General features: G+C 59.4%; 25 protein-coding genes and 1 tRNA gene. 13 read left to right on the forward strand and 13 right to left on the reverse strand.

What is annotated here, in order from left to right; genetic code table 11:
- Positions 1 to 203: 203 nt before the first annotated feature.
- Positions 204 to 914 (forward strand): GntR family transcriptional regulator, encoded by a 711-nt coding sequence (locus GGD57_RS09950; protein WP_085738995.1) that lies wholly within the window; start codon positions 204 to 206, stop codon positions 912 to 914.
- 65 nt (positions 915 to 979) lie between these two features.
- Here the strand turns inward: GGD57_RS09950 and GGD57_RS09955 are convergent, their stop codons facing one another.
- A complete protein-coding gene (locus GGD57_RS09955) occupies positions 980 to 1,393 on the reverse strand; it encodes a DUF4174 domain-containing protein (protein WP_184469227.1) in 414 nt (137 codons plus the stop codon).
- A 123-nt stretch (positions 1,394 to 1,516) separates the two neighbouring features.
- Positions 1,517 to 1,900: a hypothetical protein gene (locus GGD57_RS09960; protein ID WP_010069603.1), complete on the reverse strand. Its 384-nt coding sequence runs from the start codon at positions 1,898 to 1,900 to the stop codon at positions 1,517 to 1,519.
- Positions 1,901 to 2,248: 348 nt separating this feature from the next.
- Between GGD57_RS09960 and GGD57_RS09965 the strand changes: the two genes are divergently transcribed.
- Positions 2,249 to 2,464: a hypothetical protein gene (locus tag GGD57_RS09965; protein ID WP_184469229.1), complete on the forward strand. Its 216-nt coding sequence runs from the start codon at positions 2,249 to 2,251 to the stop codon at positions 2,462 to 2,464.
- Positions 2,465 to 2,480: 16 nt separating this feature from the next.
- On the forward strand, positions 2,481 to 2,720 hold the full coding sequence (locus GGD57_RS09970) for a DUF2934 domain-containing protein (protein WP_184469231.1): 240 nt from the start codon (positions 2,481 to 2,483) through the stop codon (positions 2,718 to 2,720).
- Between the two features lie 420 nt (positions 2,721 to 3,140).
- Here the strand turns inward: GGD57_RS09970 and GGD57_RS09975 are convergent, their stop codons facing one another.
- Positions 3,141 to 3,335: a hypothetical protein gene (locus GGD57_RS09975; protein ID WP_085737849.1), complete on the reverse strand. Its 195-nt coding sequence runs from the start codon at positions 3,333 to 3,335 to the stop codon at positions 3,141 to 3,143.
- A 123-nt stretch (positions 3,336 to 3,458) separates the two neighbouring features.
- On the opposite strand from GGD57_RS09975, the gene GGD57_RS09980 reads away from it, so the two are divergent.
- From GGD57_RS09980 to GGD57_RS09990, 3 genes are all read left to right on the forward strand, one after another.
- Positions 3,459 to 4,184, forward strand: coding sequence for a LuxR family transcriptional regulator (locus GGD57_RS09980; RefSeq protein WP_085737850.1), 726 nt, complete (start codon positions 3,459 to 3,461; stop codon positions 4,182 to 4,184).
- A gap of 167 nt (positions 4,185 to 4,351) precedes the next feature.
- Positions 4,352 to 5,017, forward strand: a complete 666-nt coding sequence (locus tag GGD57_RS09985) for an acyl-homoserine-lactone synthase (protein ID WP_184469233.1) — start codon at positions 4,352 to 4,354, stop codon at positions 5,015 to 5,017.
- A complete protein-coding gene (locus GGD57_RS09990) occupies positions 5,014 to 5,205 on the forward strand; it encodes a hypothetical protein (RefSeq protein WP_184469235.1) in 192 nt (63 codons plus the stop codon). Before GGD57_RS09985 ends, GGD57_RS09990 begins: the two co-directional genes overlap by 4 nt.
- A 119-nt stretch (positions 5,206 to 5,324) precedes the next feature.
- Here GGD57_RS09990 and GGD57_RS09995 read toward each other — a convergent pair whose 3' ends face one another.
- The gene (locus GGD57_RS09995; protein ID WP_184469237.1) at positions 5,325 to 5,693 is read right to left on the reverse strand and encodes a response regulator; all 369 of its coding nucleotides are present in this window, start codon (positions 5,691 to 5,693) and stop codon (positions 5,325 to 5,327) included.
- 220 nt (positions 5,694 to 5,913) lie between these two features.
- Between GGD57_RS09995 and GGD57_RS10000 the strand changes: the two genes are divergently transcribed.
- A tRNA-Ile gene (locus tag GGD57_RS10000) sits at positions 5,914 to 5,989 on the forward strand.
- Positions 5,990 to 6,148: 159 nt separating this feature from the next.
- Here the strand turns inward: GGD57_RS10000 and GGD57_RS10005 are convergent.
- Positions 6,149 to 6,460 carry a hypothetical protein gene (locus tag GGD57_RS10005; RefSeq protein WP_184469239.1) on the reverse strand — a complete coding sequence of 104 codons (312 nt, stop codon included), beginning with the start codon at positions 6,458 to 6,460 and terminating at the stop codon, positions 6,149 to 6,151.
- Positions 6,461 to 6,904: 444 nt separating this feature from the next.
- On the opposite strand from GGD57_RS10005, the gene GGD57_RS29510 reads away from it, so the two are divergent.
- Positions 6,905 to 7,114, forward strand: a complete 210-nt coding sequence (locus tag GGD57_RS29510) for a hypothetical protein (RefSeq protein ID WP_432443339.1) — start codon at positions 6,905 to 6,907, stop codon at positions 7,112 to 7,114.
- Between the two features lie 237 nt (positions 7,115 to 7,351).
- Here GGD57_RS29510 and GGD57_RS10010 read toward each other — a convergent pair whose 3' ends face one another.
- Positions 7,352 to 8,554 (reverse strand): trypsin-like peptidase domain-containing protein, encoded by a 1,203-nt coding sequence (locus GGD57_RS10010; RefSeq protein ID WP_184469241.1) that lies wholly within the window; start codon positions 8,552 to 8,554, stop codon positions 7,352 to 7,354.
- A gap of 386 nt (positions 8,555 to 8,940) precedes the next feature.
- Here GGD57_RS10010 and GGD57_RS10015 point away from each other — a divergent pair, with 386 nt between their 5' ends.
- Positions 8,941 to 9,240, forward strand: coding sequence for a hypothetical protein (locus tag GGD57_RS10015; protein ID WP_184469243.1), 300 nt, complete (start codon positions 8,941 to 8,943; stop codon positions 9,238 to 9,240).
- Positions 9,241 to 9,279: 39 nt separating this feature from the next.
- Here GGD57_RS10015 and GGD57_RS10020 read toward each other — a convergent pair whose 3' ends face one another.
- Positions 9,280 to 9,474, reverse strand: coding sequence for a hypothetical protein (locus GGD57_RS10020; protein WP_003565328.1), 195 nt, complete (start codon positions 9,472 to 9,474; stop codon positions 9,280 to 9,282).
- A 253-nt stretch (positions 9,475 to 9,727) separates the two neighbouring features.
- Between GGD57_RS10020 and GGD57_RS10025 the strand changes: the two genes are divergently transcribed.
- Positions 9,728 to 9,874 carry a hypothetical protein gene (locus tag GGD57_RS10025; RefSeq protein ID WP_010068834.1) on the forward strand — a complete coding sequence of 49 codons (147 nt, stop codon included), beginning with the start codon at positions 9,728 to 9,730 and terminating at the stop codon, positions 9,872 to 9,874.
- A gap of 253 nt (positions 9,875 to 10,127) precedes the next feature.
- Here the strand turns inward: GGD57_RS10025 and GGD57_RS10030 are convergent, their stop codons facing one another.
- Positions 10,128 to 10,679: a hypothetical protein gene (locus GGD57_RS10030; RefSeq protein ID WP_184469246.1), complete on the reverse strand. Its 552-nt coding sequence runs from the start codon at positions 10,677 to 10,679 to the stop codon at positions 10,128 to 10,130.
- Between the two features lie 422 nt (positions 10,680 to 11,101).
- Here GGD57_RS10030 and GGD57_RS10035 point away from each other — a divergent pair, with 422 nt between their 5' ends.
- The gene (locus GGD57_RS10035) at positions 11,102 to 11,839 is read left to right on the forward strand and encodes an SIMPL domain-containing protein (protein ID WP_184469248.1); all 738 of its coding nucleotides are present in this window, start codon (positions 11,102 to 11,104) and stop codon (positions 11,837 to 11,839) included.
- Between the two features lie 321 nt (positions 11,840 to 12,160).
- Here the strand turns inward: GGD57_RS10035 and GGD57_RS10040 are convergent, their stop codons facing one another.
- The 5 genes from GGD57_RS10040 to GGD57_RS10060 form a co-directional block, all read right to left on the reverse strand.
- Positions 12,161 to 12,511 carry a hypothetical protein gene (locus GGD57_RS10040; protein ID WP_184469250.1) on the reverse strand — a complete coding sequence of 117 codons (351 nt, stop codon included), beginning with the start codon at positions 12,509 to 12,511 and terminating at the stop codon, positions 12,161 to 12,163.
- 167 nt (positions 12,512 to 12,678) lie between these two features.
- On the reverse strand, positions 12,679 to 12,984 hold the full coding sequence (locus GGD57_RS10045; RefSeq protein ID WP_184469252.1) for a hypothetical protein: 306 nt from the start codon (positions 12,982 to 12,984) through the stop codon (positions 12,679 to 12,681).
- Between the two features lie 116 nt (positions 12,985 to 13,100).
- Entirely contained in the window at positions 13,101 to 13,523 is a 423-nt protein-coding gene (locus tag GGD57_RS10050) for a secondary thiamine-phosphate synthase enzyme YjbQ (protein WP_184469254.1), read from the reverse strand.
- Positions 13,524 to 13,663: 140 nt separating this feature from the next.
- Entirely contained in the window at positions 13,664 to 14,416 is a 753-nt protein-coding gene (locus GGD57_RS10055; RefSeq protein WP_184469256.1) for a carbonic anhydrase, read from the reverse strand.
- Between the two features lie 123 nt (positions 14,417 to 14,539).
- Positions 14,540 to 14,893 carry a DUF1428 domain-containing protein gene (locus GGD57_RS10060; RefSeq protein WP_184469258.1) on the reverse strand — a complete coding sequence of 118 codons (354 nt, stop codon included), beginning with the start codon at positions 14,891 to 14,893 and terminating at the stop codon, positions 14,540 to 14,542.
- A 248-nt stretch (positions 14,894 to 15,141) separates the two neighbouring features.
- On the opposite strand from GGD57_RS10060, the gene GGD57_RS10065 reads away from it, so the two are divergent.
- Entirely contained in the window at positions 15,142 to 15,612 is a 471-nt protein-coding gene (locus tag GGD57_RS10065; RefSeq protein WP_184469275.1) for a hypothetical protein, read from the forward strand.
- A gap of 186 nt (positions 15,613 to 15,798) precedes the next feature.
- A complete protein-coding gene (locus GGD57_RS29125) occupies positions 15,799 to 16,032 on the forward strand; it encodes a YidB family protein (RefSeq protein WP_348645962.1) in 234 nt (77 codons plus the stop codon).
- Positions 16,033 to 16,084: the final 52 nt, after the last annotated feature.

The following is a 16,084-nucleotide window of genomic DNA, read 5'->3' on the forward strand; positions in this document are numbered from 1 at the left end:
CCATTGTGAATAAAGGATTTTACCGGCGACGAATGCCAGCGGGCAAATTATGGGCACAGCGATGTCTGCACATGATTTAGGCTATTGTCTGCAATTAAAGCAGATGATCGTATACAATTCATTCGGCGCTTCGAGCACAAATTCCGTTTAACTTTTGCCTGGAAGCCGGATATGGTTTGCCGATCATCAGGAAATCGATTTTCATGAAATCCGCCGCCAAGGCCACGCAGGCCGAAGACTCCGCCGAAACCAGCACACAACTGATCCGTGATTCCATCCGCGAAGCAATCGTCGAGCGCAGACTTTCGCCCGGCACAAAGCTCTCGGAAAACGATGTCGGCAATCTCTTCAATGTCAGCCGCACGCTTGCCCGGGCGGCGCTGCAGGCGCTCTCTTATGAAGGCCTCGTCAGCGTCGCGAAAAACCGCGGCGCCTTCGTCGCCTATCCCTCGCCCGATGAGGCCCGCCAGATCTTTGCCGCCCGCCGCCTGGTCGAGCCCGGCATACTGCGCGAGGCGGCGGCGCGGATCACCGCCGATGACATCAGCCAATTGAAACAGCTTCTGCTGGAGGAAGGCCGCCTGATGAGCGAACGCGGCCAGACGGCGCGGCGCGCCGAGATCAAGGCATCCGGCGATTTCCATCTGAGGCTGGCGGAGATCTCCGGCAATGCGATCATGCAGCGCTTCATGGAAGAGCTCGTTGCCCGCTCGTCGCTGGTGATTGCGCTTTACGGCCAGTCGACCGTATCGAGCTGCGGCCACTCCGAACATGGCGACATCATTGCGGCGATCGAAGGCGACGACCTCGACCGCGCCTGCCGGCTGATGCTGCATCACATCGCGCATATCGAGGCCGATCTCGACCTGCGCGAACGCAAGAGCCTCGGCCTCAAGGAAGCCTTCGAGCTCTGAATACCTAAAAGACAGGCGCAGCTTTCCCCGCCCCACAGGACCGATTCAAGCGGAAACTGCGAGGATTACCAGGGCGTCTTCTTCGGCAGCATCTCGAAGGCCGCGAATATTTCCTCCGCGCCCATCGGCTCGCTGGAGCGCAGCTTCACCGTTCCGTCACGCCCGACCAGGATCAGCCCGAACTCGCCGGACGGCGGCCCCTGCAGCCGCTCTCTGATATCGTCGGCATCGAGGTCCCAGTCGTCGTCGAACAGCGCAAACGCGCCGCCACCGGCAATGCTGAACACCTCGACGTCTTCCTCGATGAGGCGCATATGCGCCTTGCGCAGCCATTCATCCTGAATGACGGCGCGGTCGTCCTGTGCGTCGGCGAAGATGATCAGGACCCGCTTCCTGTCGCGAAACTGCTCGAGCGATTGCGGGAGCTGAGGCTCGCGCCGGGGTGTGCCGATGAGTTCATGAACGATGGATTTCAGCATGGCATTCATTCCTCGCCCGTCACTGGCGGCGGGCTGTGCATGCCGGATTAAACGGCTGGGAATGAGCGAGGTTCCGCCGGGAAGCGGAAAAGGATCGCAGCCTTGGCCGCGATCCTTATCCCGTCAGTCGCGGTTCTGCTCTTCGGCCGCGTGGGCCGAAACGGCGACGAGATCGGCCGTGCCATTGGCAAGAAGGCGCTTGCGCACCAGCACGCGCATGACGCGCGCCGCCGTCGAGAAGGTCATCTGGTCGAGCGGGCCTTCGCCCTCCCACGGCTTGGTCAGCCTTTCGGTGACGGCGCCGACGATATTCATCGGCACGATGTCGGTGCATGTACGCATGGCTTCGAAAACGAAGCTGATGGGGATGACCCGTCCTTCGTGAGTGACGATCGGCTCGGTCAATTCGCTGTCCCATTCTTCGAAGGCATAGAGCGCTTCGCGAAACAGCTGCTGGAGGTTGAACGGCGCGTGGCCGTCATGAAGTGGCGGCAGGGCATTCATCATGTCTGTCTCCTCTTGATGGGTGGAAGCCAAAGTCCTCCGGTATCGGTCGCGCCTACGCGGGGAACGAGCGATTTGCTGCCCCTGCGAACCGATTAACACGATTGATTCTATAGAGTAACGCGCCGGGGTAAAGCCCATTTATCGGCCACCACGGAAGCGAATTCCATAACGCCCTGATATTTCAACGTGTTTTAGTTGAAATTTTCTCAGCGACCATCGTTCCGGAAAATCTATGCCGCCGGATACCGGTGGTGCGACCAGGCGAAAAAACGCTGAAAATTCACGGAACCTTTATCGCGGTAATCTGTTTTGTTCTCATAATCGCAAAACAGTCTGGGGTTACCACCAATGACGCAAATCCGAGAGCCGGAGCGCCGAAGCAGGATCCTGCGCGGCCGCCCCTATAGTCTTGATGAATTCGCCTCCAAATATGGCCTGGGCGGAGAACAGGCCGAGAGCCTCTTCACCCGGTTCGGGCCCTCTTCGATCGAGCTCGACCTGCTCATGGCGGCCAAGCGCCGTTCGCCGGTTTTGCAGAACAAAATTGCTGAAGAACGCCTTTGAAGAATGGAACGAATAGATGAGCAGCCGACGTCACGAATGGATCAGCAAAAGAGCTTATTCGATCTGGGAAGAACAGGGCCGCCCCCACGGCCGTGACGATGATCACTGGCGCCAGGCCGTTGCCGAGCGCGATGAGTTGGAGCGCACGCAGGCCTCTTCCGACGGGCGCGAGGTGCTGGTGAAATTTCGCCCGAAGCCGCAACGGCCCGAAATACCGCGCGACGGCTGGCTCAACCCTTCGACAAAGGTCGGCTGACCCGTCAGTGGCCAACCTCGTCCTTCGAGGCCCCTGCGGGGCACCTCATCAGGATGGGAGGCGGAGAGAGGGCGCGACTTCCCTCATCCGAGAGCGGAGATAGCGCGGGCCTGCCTGCCGCAAGAGAGCGAGAAAGCGGCCGCAATGGCACAGTGTAAACCGCCACCGCTCCCATTAGAAACGCTTGATCAAGCATATCGGCATAAATCCAGGGGATAAGCGCTTTCTGCTGCCCCTGCCCGCGACATTGCCGCTCGACACTCTCCTTGCAAAATCGGAAACGGATGAGACTGAAAAACGTGTTCGTTCGCGCGCACGGATTTCATCTCGCCGCCAGGCGCGCCGCAGCATCGATTCCGATGCCCCGGCCGATCCTGTTTACATTGGGGAAAAGCCTGAAACCCGCCGGGGCGGGCCGTGTCAGAAGACCTTGAGTTCAGTGCAAAGCGTCCGGTGGACCTCTGTCCAGAACAGTGCCAGCGGGCTGTCTCCGTTGCGTTCGGCAACGAGGGCGCGGATCAGCGCTTCGGAGCCCGCCATGTCCTGCCAACTGGATTTCAGGCCCTTGGCGGCCTGTTGGCATTCGGCAATCTCGAATGGTCTCTTGCTGTCCATATGAGGTCTCCTCGTGAAAGGCGCTAGCAGGCGGAGCCGGGATTGTCATTCCCCGCATATGTGGGGATGCCTTGTATTTGTGACGGTCCTCACGGTAGGATTGAGGGAACTGGGGCAGTGGAAATGATCGAGAATACCTATAGCGAAAAGTTCGAACCCGCATTCGAACAGATCAAGGCCGCGGCCAATGTGGATGGCGCCATCCGCATTCTGCAGGCGGAATATGGCCTCGATTTCGTCACCTACCACCTCGCCCAGACGATCGCGAGCAAGATCGATTCGCCCTTCGTGCGCACCACCTATCCGGATGCCTGGGTCTCGCGCTATCTCTTGAACAGCTATGTGAAGGTCGACCCGATCGTCAAGCAGGGTTTCGAACGCCAGCTGCCTTTCGACTGGAGCGAGGTCGAGCCGACGCCGGAGGCCTATGCCATGCTGGTCGACGCCCAGAAGCACGGCATTGGCGGCAATGGCTATTCCATTCCCGTCGCCGACAAGGCGCAGCGCCGCGCGCTTCTGTCGGTGAATGCCCGCATCCCGGTCGACGAATGGACCGAGCTCGTCCGCCGCTGCCGCAACGAATGGATCGAGATCGCCCATCTGATCCATCGCAAGGCCGTCTATGAGTTGCACGGCGAGAACGATCCGGTGCCCGCCCTGTCGCCGCGCGAAATCGAGTGTCTGCACTGGACCGCACTCGGCAAGGATTACAAGGATATCTCGGTCATCCTCGGCATATCCGAACACACGACGCGCGATTATCTGAAGACTGCCCGCTTCAAGCTCGGCTGCGCCACGATCTCGGCGGCCGCCTCGCGGGCCGTGCAGTTGCGCATCATCAATCCCTGAAGCTCTTCATTCCAACGCATGTGGTTATCCCGGAACGCTGCACACGTCCGGGGCGAGATGCGTCGATTCCCACCCCCTCATCTGAGGGGGCCTATCTGAGGGAATTTCCGATCCGGCCAGCCTGAACCATTCTGCCTTCCACGGACTTGCAAACGCTGGAGGGCAAAATGTTCGCTATCATTCAGGCACATGAGTATCAAAAATACGCTGCCGTACTCGACCAGATGTTTCGCCTGCGCAAGAAGGTTTTCGCCGATACGCTCGGCTGGGATGTTCCGGTCGTCGGTCCCTATGAACGCGACAGCTACGATGCGCTGGCGCCCGCCTATCTCGTCTGGTGCAACGACAGCCGCACCCGTCTTTACGGCGGCATGCGCCTGATGCCGACGACCGGCCCCACCCTTCTCTACGATGTCTTCCGCGAGACGTTCCCGGCCGCCGCCGATCTCATTGCGCCGGGCATCTGGGAAGGCACGCGCATGTGCATCGACGAGGAGGCGATCGCCCGGGATTTCCCCCATATCGATGCCGGCCGCGCCTTCTCGATGATGCTGCTTGCGCTGTGCGAATGCGCGCTGGACCACGGCATCCATACGATGATTTCCAACTACGAACCCTATCTCAAGCGCGTCTACAAACGCGCCGGCGCCGAAGTGGAAGAACTCGGCCGCGCAGACGGCTACGGCAAGTATCCCGTCTGCTGCGGCGCCTTCGAAGTATCGGACCGCGTGCTGCGCAAGATGCGCGACGCTCTCGGCCTGACCCTACCCCTTTATATCAGACACGTGCCGGCCCGTTCGGTCGTGACCCAATTCCTGGAGATGGCAGCATGAAACGCCTCGTTGAAACCGCAACACAGAAAGACATCGGCACGCTGGAGCGTCATGTGCTCGCATCCCGCGACATCGCCACTGAGATAGGGGACCCCTTCCTCTCCTATCTCCTCTCGATGGCCCTGTTCACGATCTACGAAAAGAAGGCTCATCACGAGAACGAGGCGCTGAAGAGCAGCTTCGGCTGAGGGCGCGACCCCCTCCGCTGCACCCGAAGACGAGCATGTCCCGGCGCCTCGCGCGCAGCCGCAAAACCAGTCCCCGTTTTGCGGCTGCGCGCCCCTGTCATGTCAGCAGGGCATCACCCTCACGTCATCAGCGAATTGATGGTCGAGATCAGCGCATCGTGCATATAGGGCTTCGGCAGGAAGGCAGTGTTGGCCGGCAGCGCCATCGGGTCGAGCTGCACCATGCCCGAGGTGATGATGATGCCGATATTCGGCCGCATCGCCCTCACCCGCTTGGCAAGCTGAATACCGTCCATGGAACCCGCCATGTTGACGTCGGTGAACAGGATATCGACATCCTGCCTGCCCTTCAGCACCACCAGCGCCTCATCGGCATTCGCCGCTTCCAGCGCCACATGGCCGACATCTTCCAGCACATCGAGGATATTGAACCGGATCACCGGCTCATCCTCGACGACCAGCACCACGGCACTGTTCAAACCCACCATCAGCAATCGCCTTCTTCATCGAATCCGATCTCTGTAATTGTCGCCCGCGCGGCAAGGTTCCAGTGCCCGCGCCGATGAAATATGCATCGTCCACAGATGCTTGCGCTCTGCGCTTGTGGCTCTCTGCAATTTGCGTTAGAGCGAACCGATGCTGCGGGAACCATTGCCCCGGCATCACGGTGCCGGTCTCCGGCACCAGGCGCCACACATCCGGCGCCGCGGGCCTGTAGCTCAATGGTTAGAGCCGGCGGCTCATAACCGCTTGGTTGGGGGTTCGAGTCCCTCCGGGCCCACCATTTTTTTCTATTTCGCCAACAATATGATTTTCGCCAATACGATTGCGCTGACGATCGTTGAATGCTCCGCACCGCACGCCCCGAATACAGCAACCCAAAACCGCTGGAGCGAATTCAAAACTGGACAACACTTGGGGGCAAGGTCACTGCGTTTTGCGGTTATCGGATTACCATATATCCAGCGATATATCCGAGAGGCAGCATTGCTGCTACAATGTAGACAGGTCGGTAGTTCGACGTCATAGCAATGACGCTGGTTACTAGCCCGGTCGCAATTCCAACCGCGAGGACAGCTGGAAAGGCATCCGCCGCAAATGCGCCTGGGCCATCCCCTGATCCTCTGGAAAACAAATAGACAACAATCATTGCGACAGTTGCCGCCATAAGCGTCCACCCCTGTCGCCAGAACGCGAGCGCGGCGAAACCGACAATATACGGCAAAACAAAAAGGATAAAGAACAACATCAGCATACCAACCACTCTTGGTACTTGGGAGAATAAGACCCTCGCGCTGGGGCGCAGGCAGAGAGTCGCGAAAAACCCTAGCACTATCGAGAGCCCGCCGACCAATCGATGGCATTCTGTGCTTCAACCTCGGAGGCTGGAGTGGCATTAAAGGCGGGCCTTTGCAATCTCGCTTCGATCAGTTGATCCATAGTCGGCCGAGATGCAGCCGCTCACAATACCGCCGATCCGGAATCGCCAGACCCTGAGTACTTCGTCCCGTTCACGGGTCCCTCCATCCGACCGCTCGTACTTACGTTTGTGGCGAGCTATATTTTTCCTGAAGCTTCGGGTTCGTGCAGCGTTGCAGATTGATACGCGCATCATCGACCCCGTCGAGTCACCTGCCTTTCGATCGAAGTTGTGGTACTGTCTGATGGATGTCGTTGTTCTCGGAAGGGGTAGCAATTCATGGTCGTGCACACGGATATGACGAGCGACGAATGGAAGTGGCTTGTGCGCCTTTGCCAACACGAAGCGGATAGAATACCAAAGGAAATCGAAGCGCGATTTACCGAACTTGGTCTATTCGGGCCGGATGGTCTTTCGGACGATGCCAGGAATCTGGTTCAAAATGAACTGCTGGCAGAGCGGCGGAACAGACTGCAAGGACTTCACTGAGTGACAGCTTTGAACGCCGAGCAGGAGTTGTTTATTGCGGCACGACCCACGCAGGAAATGAGACGCTCCATGAAGCAATTTTGACTGGCGTTCTGCCAGCGACATTGTTTGTAACCCTCGCTATCGGCGCCATCGAAGACCTGACCGCGGTGAAAGTTAACGCCGGATAGACAATTTCGAGGCGGTTTCGTCATCCCGTTGCGAGCGAGTTGGCTCTCGATGAGGGCGTTCAACGTTTTACTTAATCCCTAACTCCACACCTTTAGTTGCCTTAGGCCGGCCGATCGTGCCCTTAAGCCAGCATTCGGACTTTTTGGGAACATAGGAAAAAGCCTTACAAGCATTGTCGCCGATACACGCCATGAAACACTGCAGATAGTTGCTGCCCCGTAGCCGCTTGTAGTCGCCGCCGGGAAGATCGATGCCAGAATAGCTCGTGAAATCAGATACGATCACATCGGCTGCCTTTGATGATGCATAGGCAGCCACCGCGTCTGAATTCCGTATCAAGACAACAACGTTATCTTTCAGGAAGCAAACGCTATGCTTTGTGTTGTAGGTAATCGCCTTACACTGACTGTCGGCTTCGCAAATCTCGTGGCAACCTGAATACGTGACGTCCTTCACGGCCCGGTAGTCGAAGCCGATCGCGTCGTAGCCGCGAGCATCTATCAACGAAGCTGGCTGTGTGGGCAGATTAGTCGTAGCGCTTGGCATGTTGGTCGACACCTGTTCCTGCTTCTCGCCGTAGCAGAGAATCTGGAACACCGAAGGCGTGATTTTGTCGGCCAGGTCGGCTGTTGAGATTGGCTGCTGGTCTGCAGCCCTGTCGCCGGATTGACCGGTGACACTCTGAGACTGCAGGAAAAGTTCGGCTACCGAGGCACGGATAGCGAAATTTACATTCTGCGCCGTGATGCCGATCTCATCCGCGATGCCTTTCGACAGCGTTGCGCTGGTGATCCCCACAAGAAAACCATCCCGGTCAACGACCGGACCGCCGGAATTACCGGGCTGAATGGGTGTCGAAATCTGGATGTACCGGGTGTCGTTTCGAATCCCCGCCAGCGCATTGACGTTGCCAGTGGTGACCTTGACCGAATCCGACAGCAACGTCGCCAGCGGGAAGCCTATGGCTAGAATGTCCTCGCCGAGCCGTGTTGGTGCATGCCGGAACACAAGGGGTTTCAAAGCTTCGACAGCGTTGACCTTCACCAAAGCCAGATCGTTCGTGGCATCGATCCGCGGATCGACGGCGTCGCCCTTGCCTTTCACTTCGATCCGCATGCATCCCTGAACGACGTGCGCATTGGTCAACAGCCATCCATCGGTGGTTATTGCAAAGCCGGTACCCGATGACGTCGGACTATCCGCAAGACATGTGGAAGCAAAAACAACGGAAAAGAAAGCGCTCCAAAAGACGCGAAACAAAGTTGCCATCTGAATATCCCCAGCCAGCCAAAGATTAGAACTTCCGACGGGTATCTTTCAACCATCTCTTGTGGCCAGGCTTAATGGAGTTGCAGTTGAGTGATCCAAACTGCTGCGGAGGAAAGTTTGCCAACCCTGGTTTTGGTGACGCTGTACGAGATCATCAAAGTAGCGACAGGGTAAGCCAGTTGGAGAATGACGAGCGACGAAGTCCGTACCCTTGGCCTTGTTCGGCCCACGGTTGCTCCGGCGGTTTTGGCCATCAGAGCGGCTTCATTTAACCTTGCCGGCTAACCATTTTTGGTAGTTTCGACGCCATTGCTGCACCGCACGATTTACGCGAAATTTGCAACCTGATACCCCGGCTCTTGGGTTGAGGTACATGGGGGCGCGAAATGCAATCTCCGCAGACGATTGAAGAACTCCTTAGCGCGGTCGCCGCCAAGGGCGGAGAACTTGACGGTCTTGGGTTCGCCGACGATGAAATCGTCAAGCAAGCGCGCTCCCAAGGCCTTGTCGATGTCGATCCCGGCGATGCTTGGACATTGGTCGACACCGTAAGGCTCACTCCCACACAGCGGCTGGTGATGGGCTTGCCTCCCATCGTTCGAAAGCCTTCCGTCCTCGCACTGACGCTGCATGCCGTTGCTACGGCATTTGCCAGGATTTTTGGAAACCGCAGAGCTCACCCTTGATTTTCAGGGGGCGGGAACGCCGCTATCCACCAAACAGGCCTAATAGCTACAAGAACGGCCATCGCTCGGCCTGAATCCACCGCCGCAGGCGGGATTGAGCGGCTGGCTCTCGTAGTGGTAATAACCGCCGCCGATCGACGACGTCTGGTCGGGGCTTGTGGATGTGCAGGCCGAAGTGATCGTGGCAAGGCTGATCAGCGTTCCGGTCGCGATAAAGGCGAAAAATCGGTTCATCTGAGCGTCTCCTCGGAGGGGCGTGGCTTTGCCCCGGCCGAGCAATCTACCATGGCACAGCGAATGCAGGCATTGATTGACGGCAATCGACTGCCCGCGGCGGCCTCTCGTCACGCTAAAGTGATCGCCATTCAGCCCATCTTTTCAAGCCCATGCACTGTCACATAACTGTCATGCAAAATTGCCCATTGTTATGGCAGCCTGGGCAAAATATATGCCGCCGGCTAACAAAAAGAAGAATGAGTGAACTGCCATGAGTGCCATACAGAAACTTTTCAACCGCAACCTCCTGACCCGTTTCGTCACCGGTCTCGGTGCGGTTCCGCAGCGTTTTCGTGACGCACGCGAAGAGCGCAAGCCCGCGATCCATCCGTCTTTCATGGATGATTTCGGCGCGTAAAATACAGCAGGCCGCCGCTGACCAATCCGATCAAGCGGCGGACAATTCCTTTCTGAACCAGATCCTGTCGACGGGCCGGCCTAAGGAAACGGAGGCCGTTACCCCGCCGAGAAGCCGAGCCTTCTCCCGCCAGATGATGGCGAAGGCCCGCGCCTGATCTGCGCGCTGATACCCTCGGATATCGCGGTGGCAATTTCGGCCGGCGCGGGACCGAGCGTTTCGAACATCGTTTCCTCGTCGTCGGTGGGCGCTCTCAGTTCACCGCGGCCGCTGCCGGTTCGCCCCAGCTTGATATGGGCTGGCCGGCCTTGGTCGCCACCCTGGCATCGTAGAGCGCAAGCGACGCCTGCAGCTGGCGCATATCGTTGCAGCGGTTGACGATGCCGCCGATATATTGCACGCAGTCGCTGGCGCTGCCCTGCACGGAGCCCGTCGCCCAATCCTTGACGGTCCCGTCGGCGCCGACCAGGAAATAGGAAAGCCGGTTATTCTCGGAAACGGTGGAACTGCCGACCAGGCCGACGAAATTCGTGCCGGTCTCGGTTCTGGCCGCCGGCGCCATATGCCGGTAGATCGTCATGCCATTCTTCAACGATGTTGCGCCGATCATCGGTCCGAAGGTCGCGTCGGAGCCGGAAAGCCGCGCCATTGGCGACTGGCCGAGATTGGCGATCTCCGCATAGGGCTTGCCCAGCGCATAGCTGGTGAACGAGCGGTTGGCTGCATTCTCCGCCTTTTCCGCCACCTGAGTACAGCCCGCCAACCCGATGGCGAGACCAATCGAAAGAACTGCCATGAAACGCATGCTGCCCCCTTGCCGGGCACGAAGTGTCCGGAAGCCCCTGTTTCTTAACCCGCCTCATTGCTAGCAGCTTTGGGGGATTTGGGAAGGTGGCGGGTGGAACACGCAGGAATGGAGGCAGTGCCGTGACCGCCTCTCTCCCCTGCCTTCACGCGGCCAAAATCCACCCGCCATCACCGGCGTCTGATAAGAACGTCACCCTCAACCAATCTCCCCATGAGGGACCTAATGACCGGCCAAATCCCGCACCTTGCAGGGCGCCGTCGCGGCACCCTTTTCCATGGCTCGCTGTCGAGCCACATTCGAGTCCACCCGTGCCCCAACATTTTTCTCCCGATCCGCATCCACCCTTCCCTTCCGCCGCAATAGCTTCACAATCAACCGACAGAAAGTTCATCCGGGAAACGACAACTAGGGAATGAAACATGGCGCCGATTCTCTCCAAGACTCTTCTGATGACTGCCCTTCTGACCCTGCCGATCGCGGCCGCAGCGCCCGCCTTGGCGCAGGAGGCAAAGCCGCGCGAGGCGGTGATTTCGGTGACGGGCGATGGCGAAAAGGCCGTGGCTCCGGATATGGCGATCGTCACTCTCGCCGTCGTCAAGCAGGCGAAAACCGCCCGCGAAGCGCTCGACGAAAACAACAAGGCGATGAACGAGGTGCTGAAGGCGTTGAAGGACGGCGGCATCGCCGAGCGCGACCTGCAGACCTCCGGCTTTTCCATCCAGCCGCAATATAATTATCCGCAGCCGGTCGACGGCCAGCAGCAGCAGCCGCAGCTGATCGGCTACCAGACGATCAATTCGGTCACCGTCAGGCTGCGCGATCTGGCCAAGCTCGGCCAGGTGATCGACCAGTCGGTCACGCTCGGCATCAACCAGGGCGGCGACATCCAGTTCACCAACGACAAGCCGGAAGCGGCGATCGAAGAGGCGCGCAAGAACGCCGTCGCCGAGGCGGTGAAGAAGGCCAAGACGCTGAGCGAAGCCGCCGGCGTCAAGCTCGGCCGCATCATCGAGATCAACGAGAATGTGCCGCGCGCAATGCCGCAGCCCGCCTATCGCGCCACCATGATGAAGGAAGCGGATTCTGCCGTTCCGGTCCAGAGCGGCGAGAACAATTACAATGTCAGCGTCACCGTGACTTTTGCGATCGAGCAGTGAAAGGAGGCCGATGCGGTCCGGTACGGACCCTGCCGCATACCCCTCCCCAACCCCTCCCCACAAGGGGGAGGGGCTAGCTTGCCGCACCGCTTCACATAACCTTATCGTAGAATCCCGTGCAACGGGAACAGCCAGCAAGACTTTCGCTTTTGTCGCCGCCGGCGGCCACGGTTTAGCCCCTCTCCCTTGTGGGTAGGGGTTTCGGGTGAGTCAAACCGAACGCAAAGAACCCCACAAAAAGAAAACCGCCCTTGCCGATCCGGGGAGACGGGCAAAGGCGGTTCTGGCCGCCGCATCGGGGAGACGAGGCGGTATTTGATATCAGCGACGGATCGCCGGGCAGCCGCGGACGTTGGCGAAGCTCATTTCGCCGGGGCCGCGACGGGTCCAGCCCTGGACGATGACGCGGCGCGGGGTGATATCGACGACGCGGGCGCGGCGGAAGCCGTAATCGCGGGCCATATCTTCGGCGAGACGCGGATCGCAGCCGCGCGGCCGGCGGTCGTAGCCCGGACGCTCATAATCCGGAGGCGGACGGCGATAATCGCGCGGCGCACGGTCCTGATCGCCGATAATGATATTCAACTGGGCGGCGGCAGGCGCCACCGTGCCGGCAAGGGTGCCGGCGGTCAGCATGACGGCAAGACCCGCCTTTGCCAAAAACTGCATCATCGAAAAACCTTTCGTTCTATAGTCGCTGCGGCCGAGCCGCCCTCCTCCGCATCACGCCGAAGCGTTATTGGGAATCACTCATACGGATTAGAGAAAAGACGGCGGAAAGTGGCGCCGTCAAGGCAAAACGGCGGCAAGCGCTCCTCGGCGCCCGCCGCCTTGGTATTCTAGCGGCGGATCAGCGGGCACCCGCGGACATTGGCGAAGACCATTCTGTCCCAGCCGTGGCGGTCGCGGCCGGCAACGACGACGACGCGCGGCGACATGCGGGTAATATGGGCTCTGCGCAGGCCGAAATCACGCGCCTTGTTGACGGCATGGATCGGCGAGCAGCCGCGGATCGGCCGATAATATTGCGCCTCGACGATGAGATTCGTCTGCGGTCCTGCGGCGGCGGCCGTGGAGAAAGTGGCCGGAACGGCGCCGAGGGCGAGCACTGCGGCGAGGCAAGCCTTGGTGAGAAAATGCGTCATGGGATGTCTCCGTCGTTATCCAAGCTCTCCCTTCAGGGATTGTCTCGACAGTAGACCCCGCAAACTGAACGCTGTTCGAACCGGGCATTCACCCCCTATTCAGAAGGATTAATCCCTCAGGGGCTGAGATGCAGCACGATTTCGCGCCGGTGCGGGTGATCGCGATGTTCGAAGAGGTAGAGTCCCTGCCAGGTGCCGAGCATCAGCCGGCCGCGCGCAACGGGAATGCCGATCGAGACCTGCGTCAGCGCCGCCTTGATATGCGCCGGCATGTCATCCGGCCCCTCGGCACGATGCACGACCCAGCCCATCGACGGATCGGAGGCCGGCGGCACGAGGCGGCGGAAAAAGGAGAGAAGATCGGTGCGCACGTCGGGATCGGCATTTTCCTGGATCAGCAGCGAACAGGAGGTGTGGCGCACGAAGACGGTGAGTAACCCCTCCTCCTGACCCGACCTGTTGACGAAGGCTTCCGCCTGATCGGTGAATTCGTAAAGGCCCTGCCCGCGTGTGGACAGGGTGAGAATGGTCTGGGGCAAGGCGATCTCCCGTCTCGGAACGACACTTGCGAGGTGGCGCGCCGCCGGCCGCAAGTCAAGCTTGCCCGGGCAAAGCAAACTTGCCAGGGGCAAAGACGAGCTTGCCCGGCAAACGCAAGCTTGCCCGGGCGAGTCGAGCCTCAGAAAGAGGACAGGATGAAGCGCCGGTTGGCGGCAAGCACCGGGCGGGCATTCATCGGATAGAGCGTGGTGAAGGCGCGAATATCCTTTTCGTCGACCTCGATCGGCTGCCGCAGCACCATCCAATCGACAATTTCGCTGCAGGGCGGCGTCGTCAGCGATCCCTCATAGGACCAGTAGGTCAGCTCTTTCGGCAGCAGGCCGTTCGGGTCGACGTCGTCGACCGCGGCTTCGCCGCCCGACGTCTTTGGAAAGGCGGCAGCCAGCCGCGAGAAACCTGTATTGGCCGCCGCCGGCGTCAGGAACACGCCGAGCACGCCAAGCGTGCCGGTCTCCTTGCGCCTGTGGACGAAGTGCATCTCCATCGGGAAGCTGCGGCCGTCGACATGATGCTCGCTCGGCGCATGGAAATGATATTGCAGCAGGTCGTAGCGGTTGCCGCCGCGCGAAAGCGTGCTGCCCTCGGGCACGGTGACCTGGATCGTGTGGCCGTTGTTGACGATCTTGCCGCCAGCCTTCCAGTCGAGCGTCAGCGGCGCAAGTTCCGCCTTGACGGCCCCGGTCAGATCGAGCGGCGATTGCTGCGAACCAGCCGAACAGGCGGCGTTGTCAGGCGCCATCGCACCCCAGTGATCGGGACCGGACTGGCCCTCATAGCTCCAATGCGCGGCCTCGGCGGCAAAGCCGGCCTGGGCACAGGCCGGGCAGGCGCCAAGCACGATCAATCCCTTGATGAAATCACGTCGCTGCATGTCCGTTCCCCTCGTTGCCAGACGTCCGCTATGGCCTGGCCGAATTCGCGGCGACTATATCACAGGCAAGAACGCAGAGAAGCCATCGGGCGGCGGTGCGACCCGTTGCCCCGATGCCATCGGTCAGAGTTTGATCATGGTCTCGAAGCCGCCATAGATCATCCGCTTGCCGTCGAACGGCATCTGCCATTGGTCTTCCTTGAGCCTCGGATCGGCCATCACCTTGGCATTGATATCGTCGCGCTCCTGCCGGGAGCGGTAGATAATCCAGGCAAACACCACCACCTCATCCTCCCTTGCCTGCACGGCGCGGGGAAAGGAGGTCAATTCGCCATAGGGCACGTCGTCGCCGATGCATTCGACATATTCGAGCGCACCATATTCCTTCCAGATCGTGCCGGCCAAGGTCGAGAATTCCTTGTAGGCCTCGATATTTTCCTTGGGCACCGCCAGGATGAAACCGTCGACATAGGACATGACACATCTCCTTTGAGCATCTGCGCCTCATGCTGGTGGAGATAGGGACCCAGCCAGATAGGTCCAGGCGGGCATTCCGCCGATCGCACCCTTATAGAAATTTACTGATTTAGTATTCACTTATATAATAGATGCCTAAAATTTGACAGTATTGCTCCCCGAACTGGTGTTGCCTGACTGCACCCACCCACACGGCGTGTGCACACGTTCAGGCATCGGCATCAACACAGCTCGTGGAGGATGTATTCATGATCAAACTTACTTTTATCGGAACAGCCGTCGCCCTTGGTATCGGAGCATTCGCCTTCGCGCCCCACGCGAGTGCCATGACGATGCAGGAATGCAGCGCCAAATACAAATCCGCACAAGCGGCCAACAGCCTGAACGGAATGAAGTGGAATGATTTCCGCAAAGCGCAATGCGGAACCGATGCCGCGGCAGCACCTGCTGCGGGCGATGCCAAGGACGAAGAGCCGACTATGGCCAACACGGATAACGCATCCGAACCGCCAATGACCACGACCAAGGCCCCGAAGGGGGTGGTCTTCCCCACCAAGGTTTCAGCGAGATACGCAAGCGAGTCACCGGGCAAGGCGAGAATGCATACCTGTCTCGATCAATACAAAGCCGACAAGGCCAATGACAGTCTGAACGGCCTCACCTGGATCAAGAAGGGCGGCGGCTATTACAGCATCTGCAACAGCAAACTGAAGTCCTGATGTCATTTCGCTCCAAAATTATCGACGTCGCTGGAAAGCGGCGTCGATAACAATCCATATGGAGGATGCAATGAGTTTCTTTGACAATGTTGGCGGAATGCTGAGCAACGCGATCAGCAACCATCCGGGCGGCCTCGCCGGATGATGTCCGATGCCTTTTCCCAATTCGGTGGGCTGGACGGCGTGGTGACCAAACTGAACGAAGCCGGCCTTGGATCACGCGTCAATTCCTGGCTCGGACGCGGCGAAAACCAGCCGATCACGCCGGACGAAATCCGCTCTGCGCTTTCGAACGAGTATCTCGTCTCGCTTGCCCAGAAGCTTGGCGTGCCGACCGACCAGGTGGCGAATATCCTTGCGCAACACCTGCCGGCTGCGGTGGATCAGGCAAGTCCTGATGGGACGATACGGACTTCCTGAGTCCTAAAGCGCGTCGCGATCTTTCAGATTCACTCCTCGCGCTTTAGGTTTT

It is taken from the genome of Rhizobium esperanzae (assembly GCF_014197615.1).
GTDB classification, from domain to species: Bacteria; Pseudomonadota; Alphaproteobacteria; order Rhizobiales; family Rhizobiaceae; genus Rhizobium; species Rhizobium esperanzae_A.

What these genes read in the sequence shown, in the direction of transcription:
- GGD57_RS29510 (WP_432443339.1), top strand. Translation starts at nt 6,905, where the DNA reads ATGGTCGTGCACACGGATATGACGAGCGACGAATGGAAGTGGCTTGTG.
- GGD57_RS09975 (WP_085737849.1), bottom strand. Translation starts at nt 3,335, where the DNA reads ATGGACAGCAAGAGACCATTCGAGATTGCCGAATGCCAACAGGCCGCC.
- GGD57_RS10030 (WP_184469246.1), bottom strand. Translation starts at nt 10,679, where the DNA reads ATGCGTTTCATGGCAGTTCTTTCGATTGGTCTCGCCATCGGGTTGGCG.
- GGD57_RS09985 (WP_184469233.1), top strand. Translation starts at nt 4,352, where the DNA reads ATGTTCGCTATCATTCAGGCACATGAGTATCAAAAATACGCTGCCGTA.
- GGD57_RS10065 (WP_184469275.1), top strand. Translation starts at nt 15,142, where the DNA reads ATGATCAAACTTACTTTTATCGGAACAGCCGTCGCCCTTGGTATCGGA.
- GGD57_RS10055 (WP_184469256.1), bottom strand. Translation starts at nt 14,416, where the DNA reads ATGCAGCGACGTGATTTCATCAAGGGATTGATCGTGCTTGGCGCCTGC.
- GGD57_RS10020 (WP_003565328.1), bottom strand. Translation starts at nt 9,474, where the DNA reads ATGAACCGATTTTTCGCCTTTATCGCGACCGGAACGCTGATCAGCCTT.
- GGD57_RS09965 (WP_184469229.1), top strand. Translation starts at nt 2,249, where the DNA reads ATGACGCAAATCCGAGAGCCGGAGCGCCGAAGCAGGATCCTGCGCGGC.
- GGD57_RS09970 (WP_184469231.1), top strand. Translation starts at nt 2,481, where the DNA reads ATGAGCAGCCGACGTCACGAATGGATCAGCAAAAGAGCTTATTCGATC.
- GGD57_RS09995 (WP_184469237.1), bottom strand. Translation starts at nt 5,693, where the DNA reads ATGGTGGGTTTGAACAGTGCCGTGGTGCTGGTCGTCGAGGATGAGCCG.
- GGD57_RS10040 (WP_184469250.1), bottom strand. Translation starts at nt 12,511, where the DNA reads ATGATGCAGTTTTTGGCAAAGGCGGGTCTTGCCGTCATGCTGACCGCC.
- GGD57_RS09990 (WP_184469235.1), top strand. Translation starts at nt 5,014, where the DNA reads ATGAAACGCCTCGTTGAAACCGCAACACAGAAAGACATCGGCACGCTG.
- GGD57_RS09950 (WP_085738995.1), top strand. Translation starts at nt 204, where the DNA reads ATGAAATCCGCCGCCAAGGCCACGCAGGCCGAAGACTCCGCCGAAACC.
- GGD57_RS10010 (WP_184469241.1), bottom strand. Translation starts at nt 8,554, where the DNA reads ATGGCAACTTTGTTTCGCGTCTTTTGGAGCGCTTTCTTTTCCGTTGTT.
- GGD57_RS09960 (WP_010069603.1), bottom strand. Translation starts at nt 1,900, where the DNA reads ATGATGAATGCCCTGCCGCCACTTCATGACGGCCACGCGCCGTTCAAC.
- GGD57_RS10015 (WP_184469243.1), top strand. Translation starts at nt 8,941, where the DNA reads ATGCAATCTCCGCAGACGATTGAAGAACTCCTTAGCGCGGTCGCCGCC.
- GGD57_RS10005 (WP_184469239.1), bottom strand. Translation starts at nt 6,460, where the DNA reads ATGCTGATGTTGTTCTTTATCCTTTTTGTTTTGCCGTATATTGTCGGT.
- GGD57_RS10035 (WP_184469248.1), top strand. Translation starts at nt 11,102, where the DNA reads ATGGCGCCGATTCTCTCCAAGACTCTTCTGATGACTGCCCTTCTGACC.
- GGD57_RS09980 (WP_085737850.1), top strand. Translation starts at nt 3,459, where the DNA reads ATGATCGAGAATACCTATAGCGAAAAGTTCGAACCCGCATTCGAACAG.
- GGD57_RS10060 (WP_184469258.1), bottom strand. Translation starts at nt 14,893, where the DNA reads ATGTCCTATGTCGACGGTTTCATCCTGGCGGTGCCCAAGGAAAATATC.
- GGD57_RS09955 (WP_184469227.1), bottom strand. Translation starts at nt 1,393, where the DNA reads ATGCTGAAATCCATCGTTCATGAACTCATCGGCACACCCCGGCGCGAG.
- GGD57_RS10045 (WP_184469252.1), bottom strand. Translation starts at nt 12,984, where the DNA reads ATGACGCATTTTCTCACCAAGGCTTGCCTCGCCGCAGTGCTCGCCCTC.
- GGD57_RS10025 (WP_010068834.1), top strand. Translation starts at nt 9,728, where the DNA reads ATGAGTGCCATACAGAAACTTTTCAACCGCAACCTCCTGACCCGTTTC.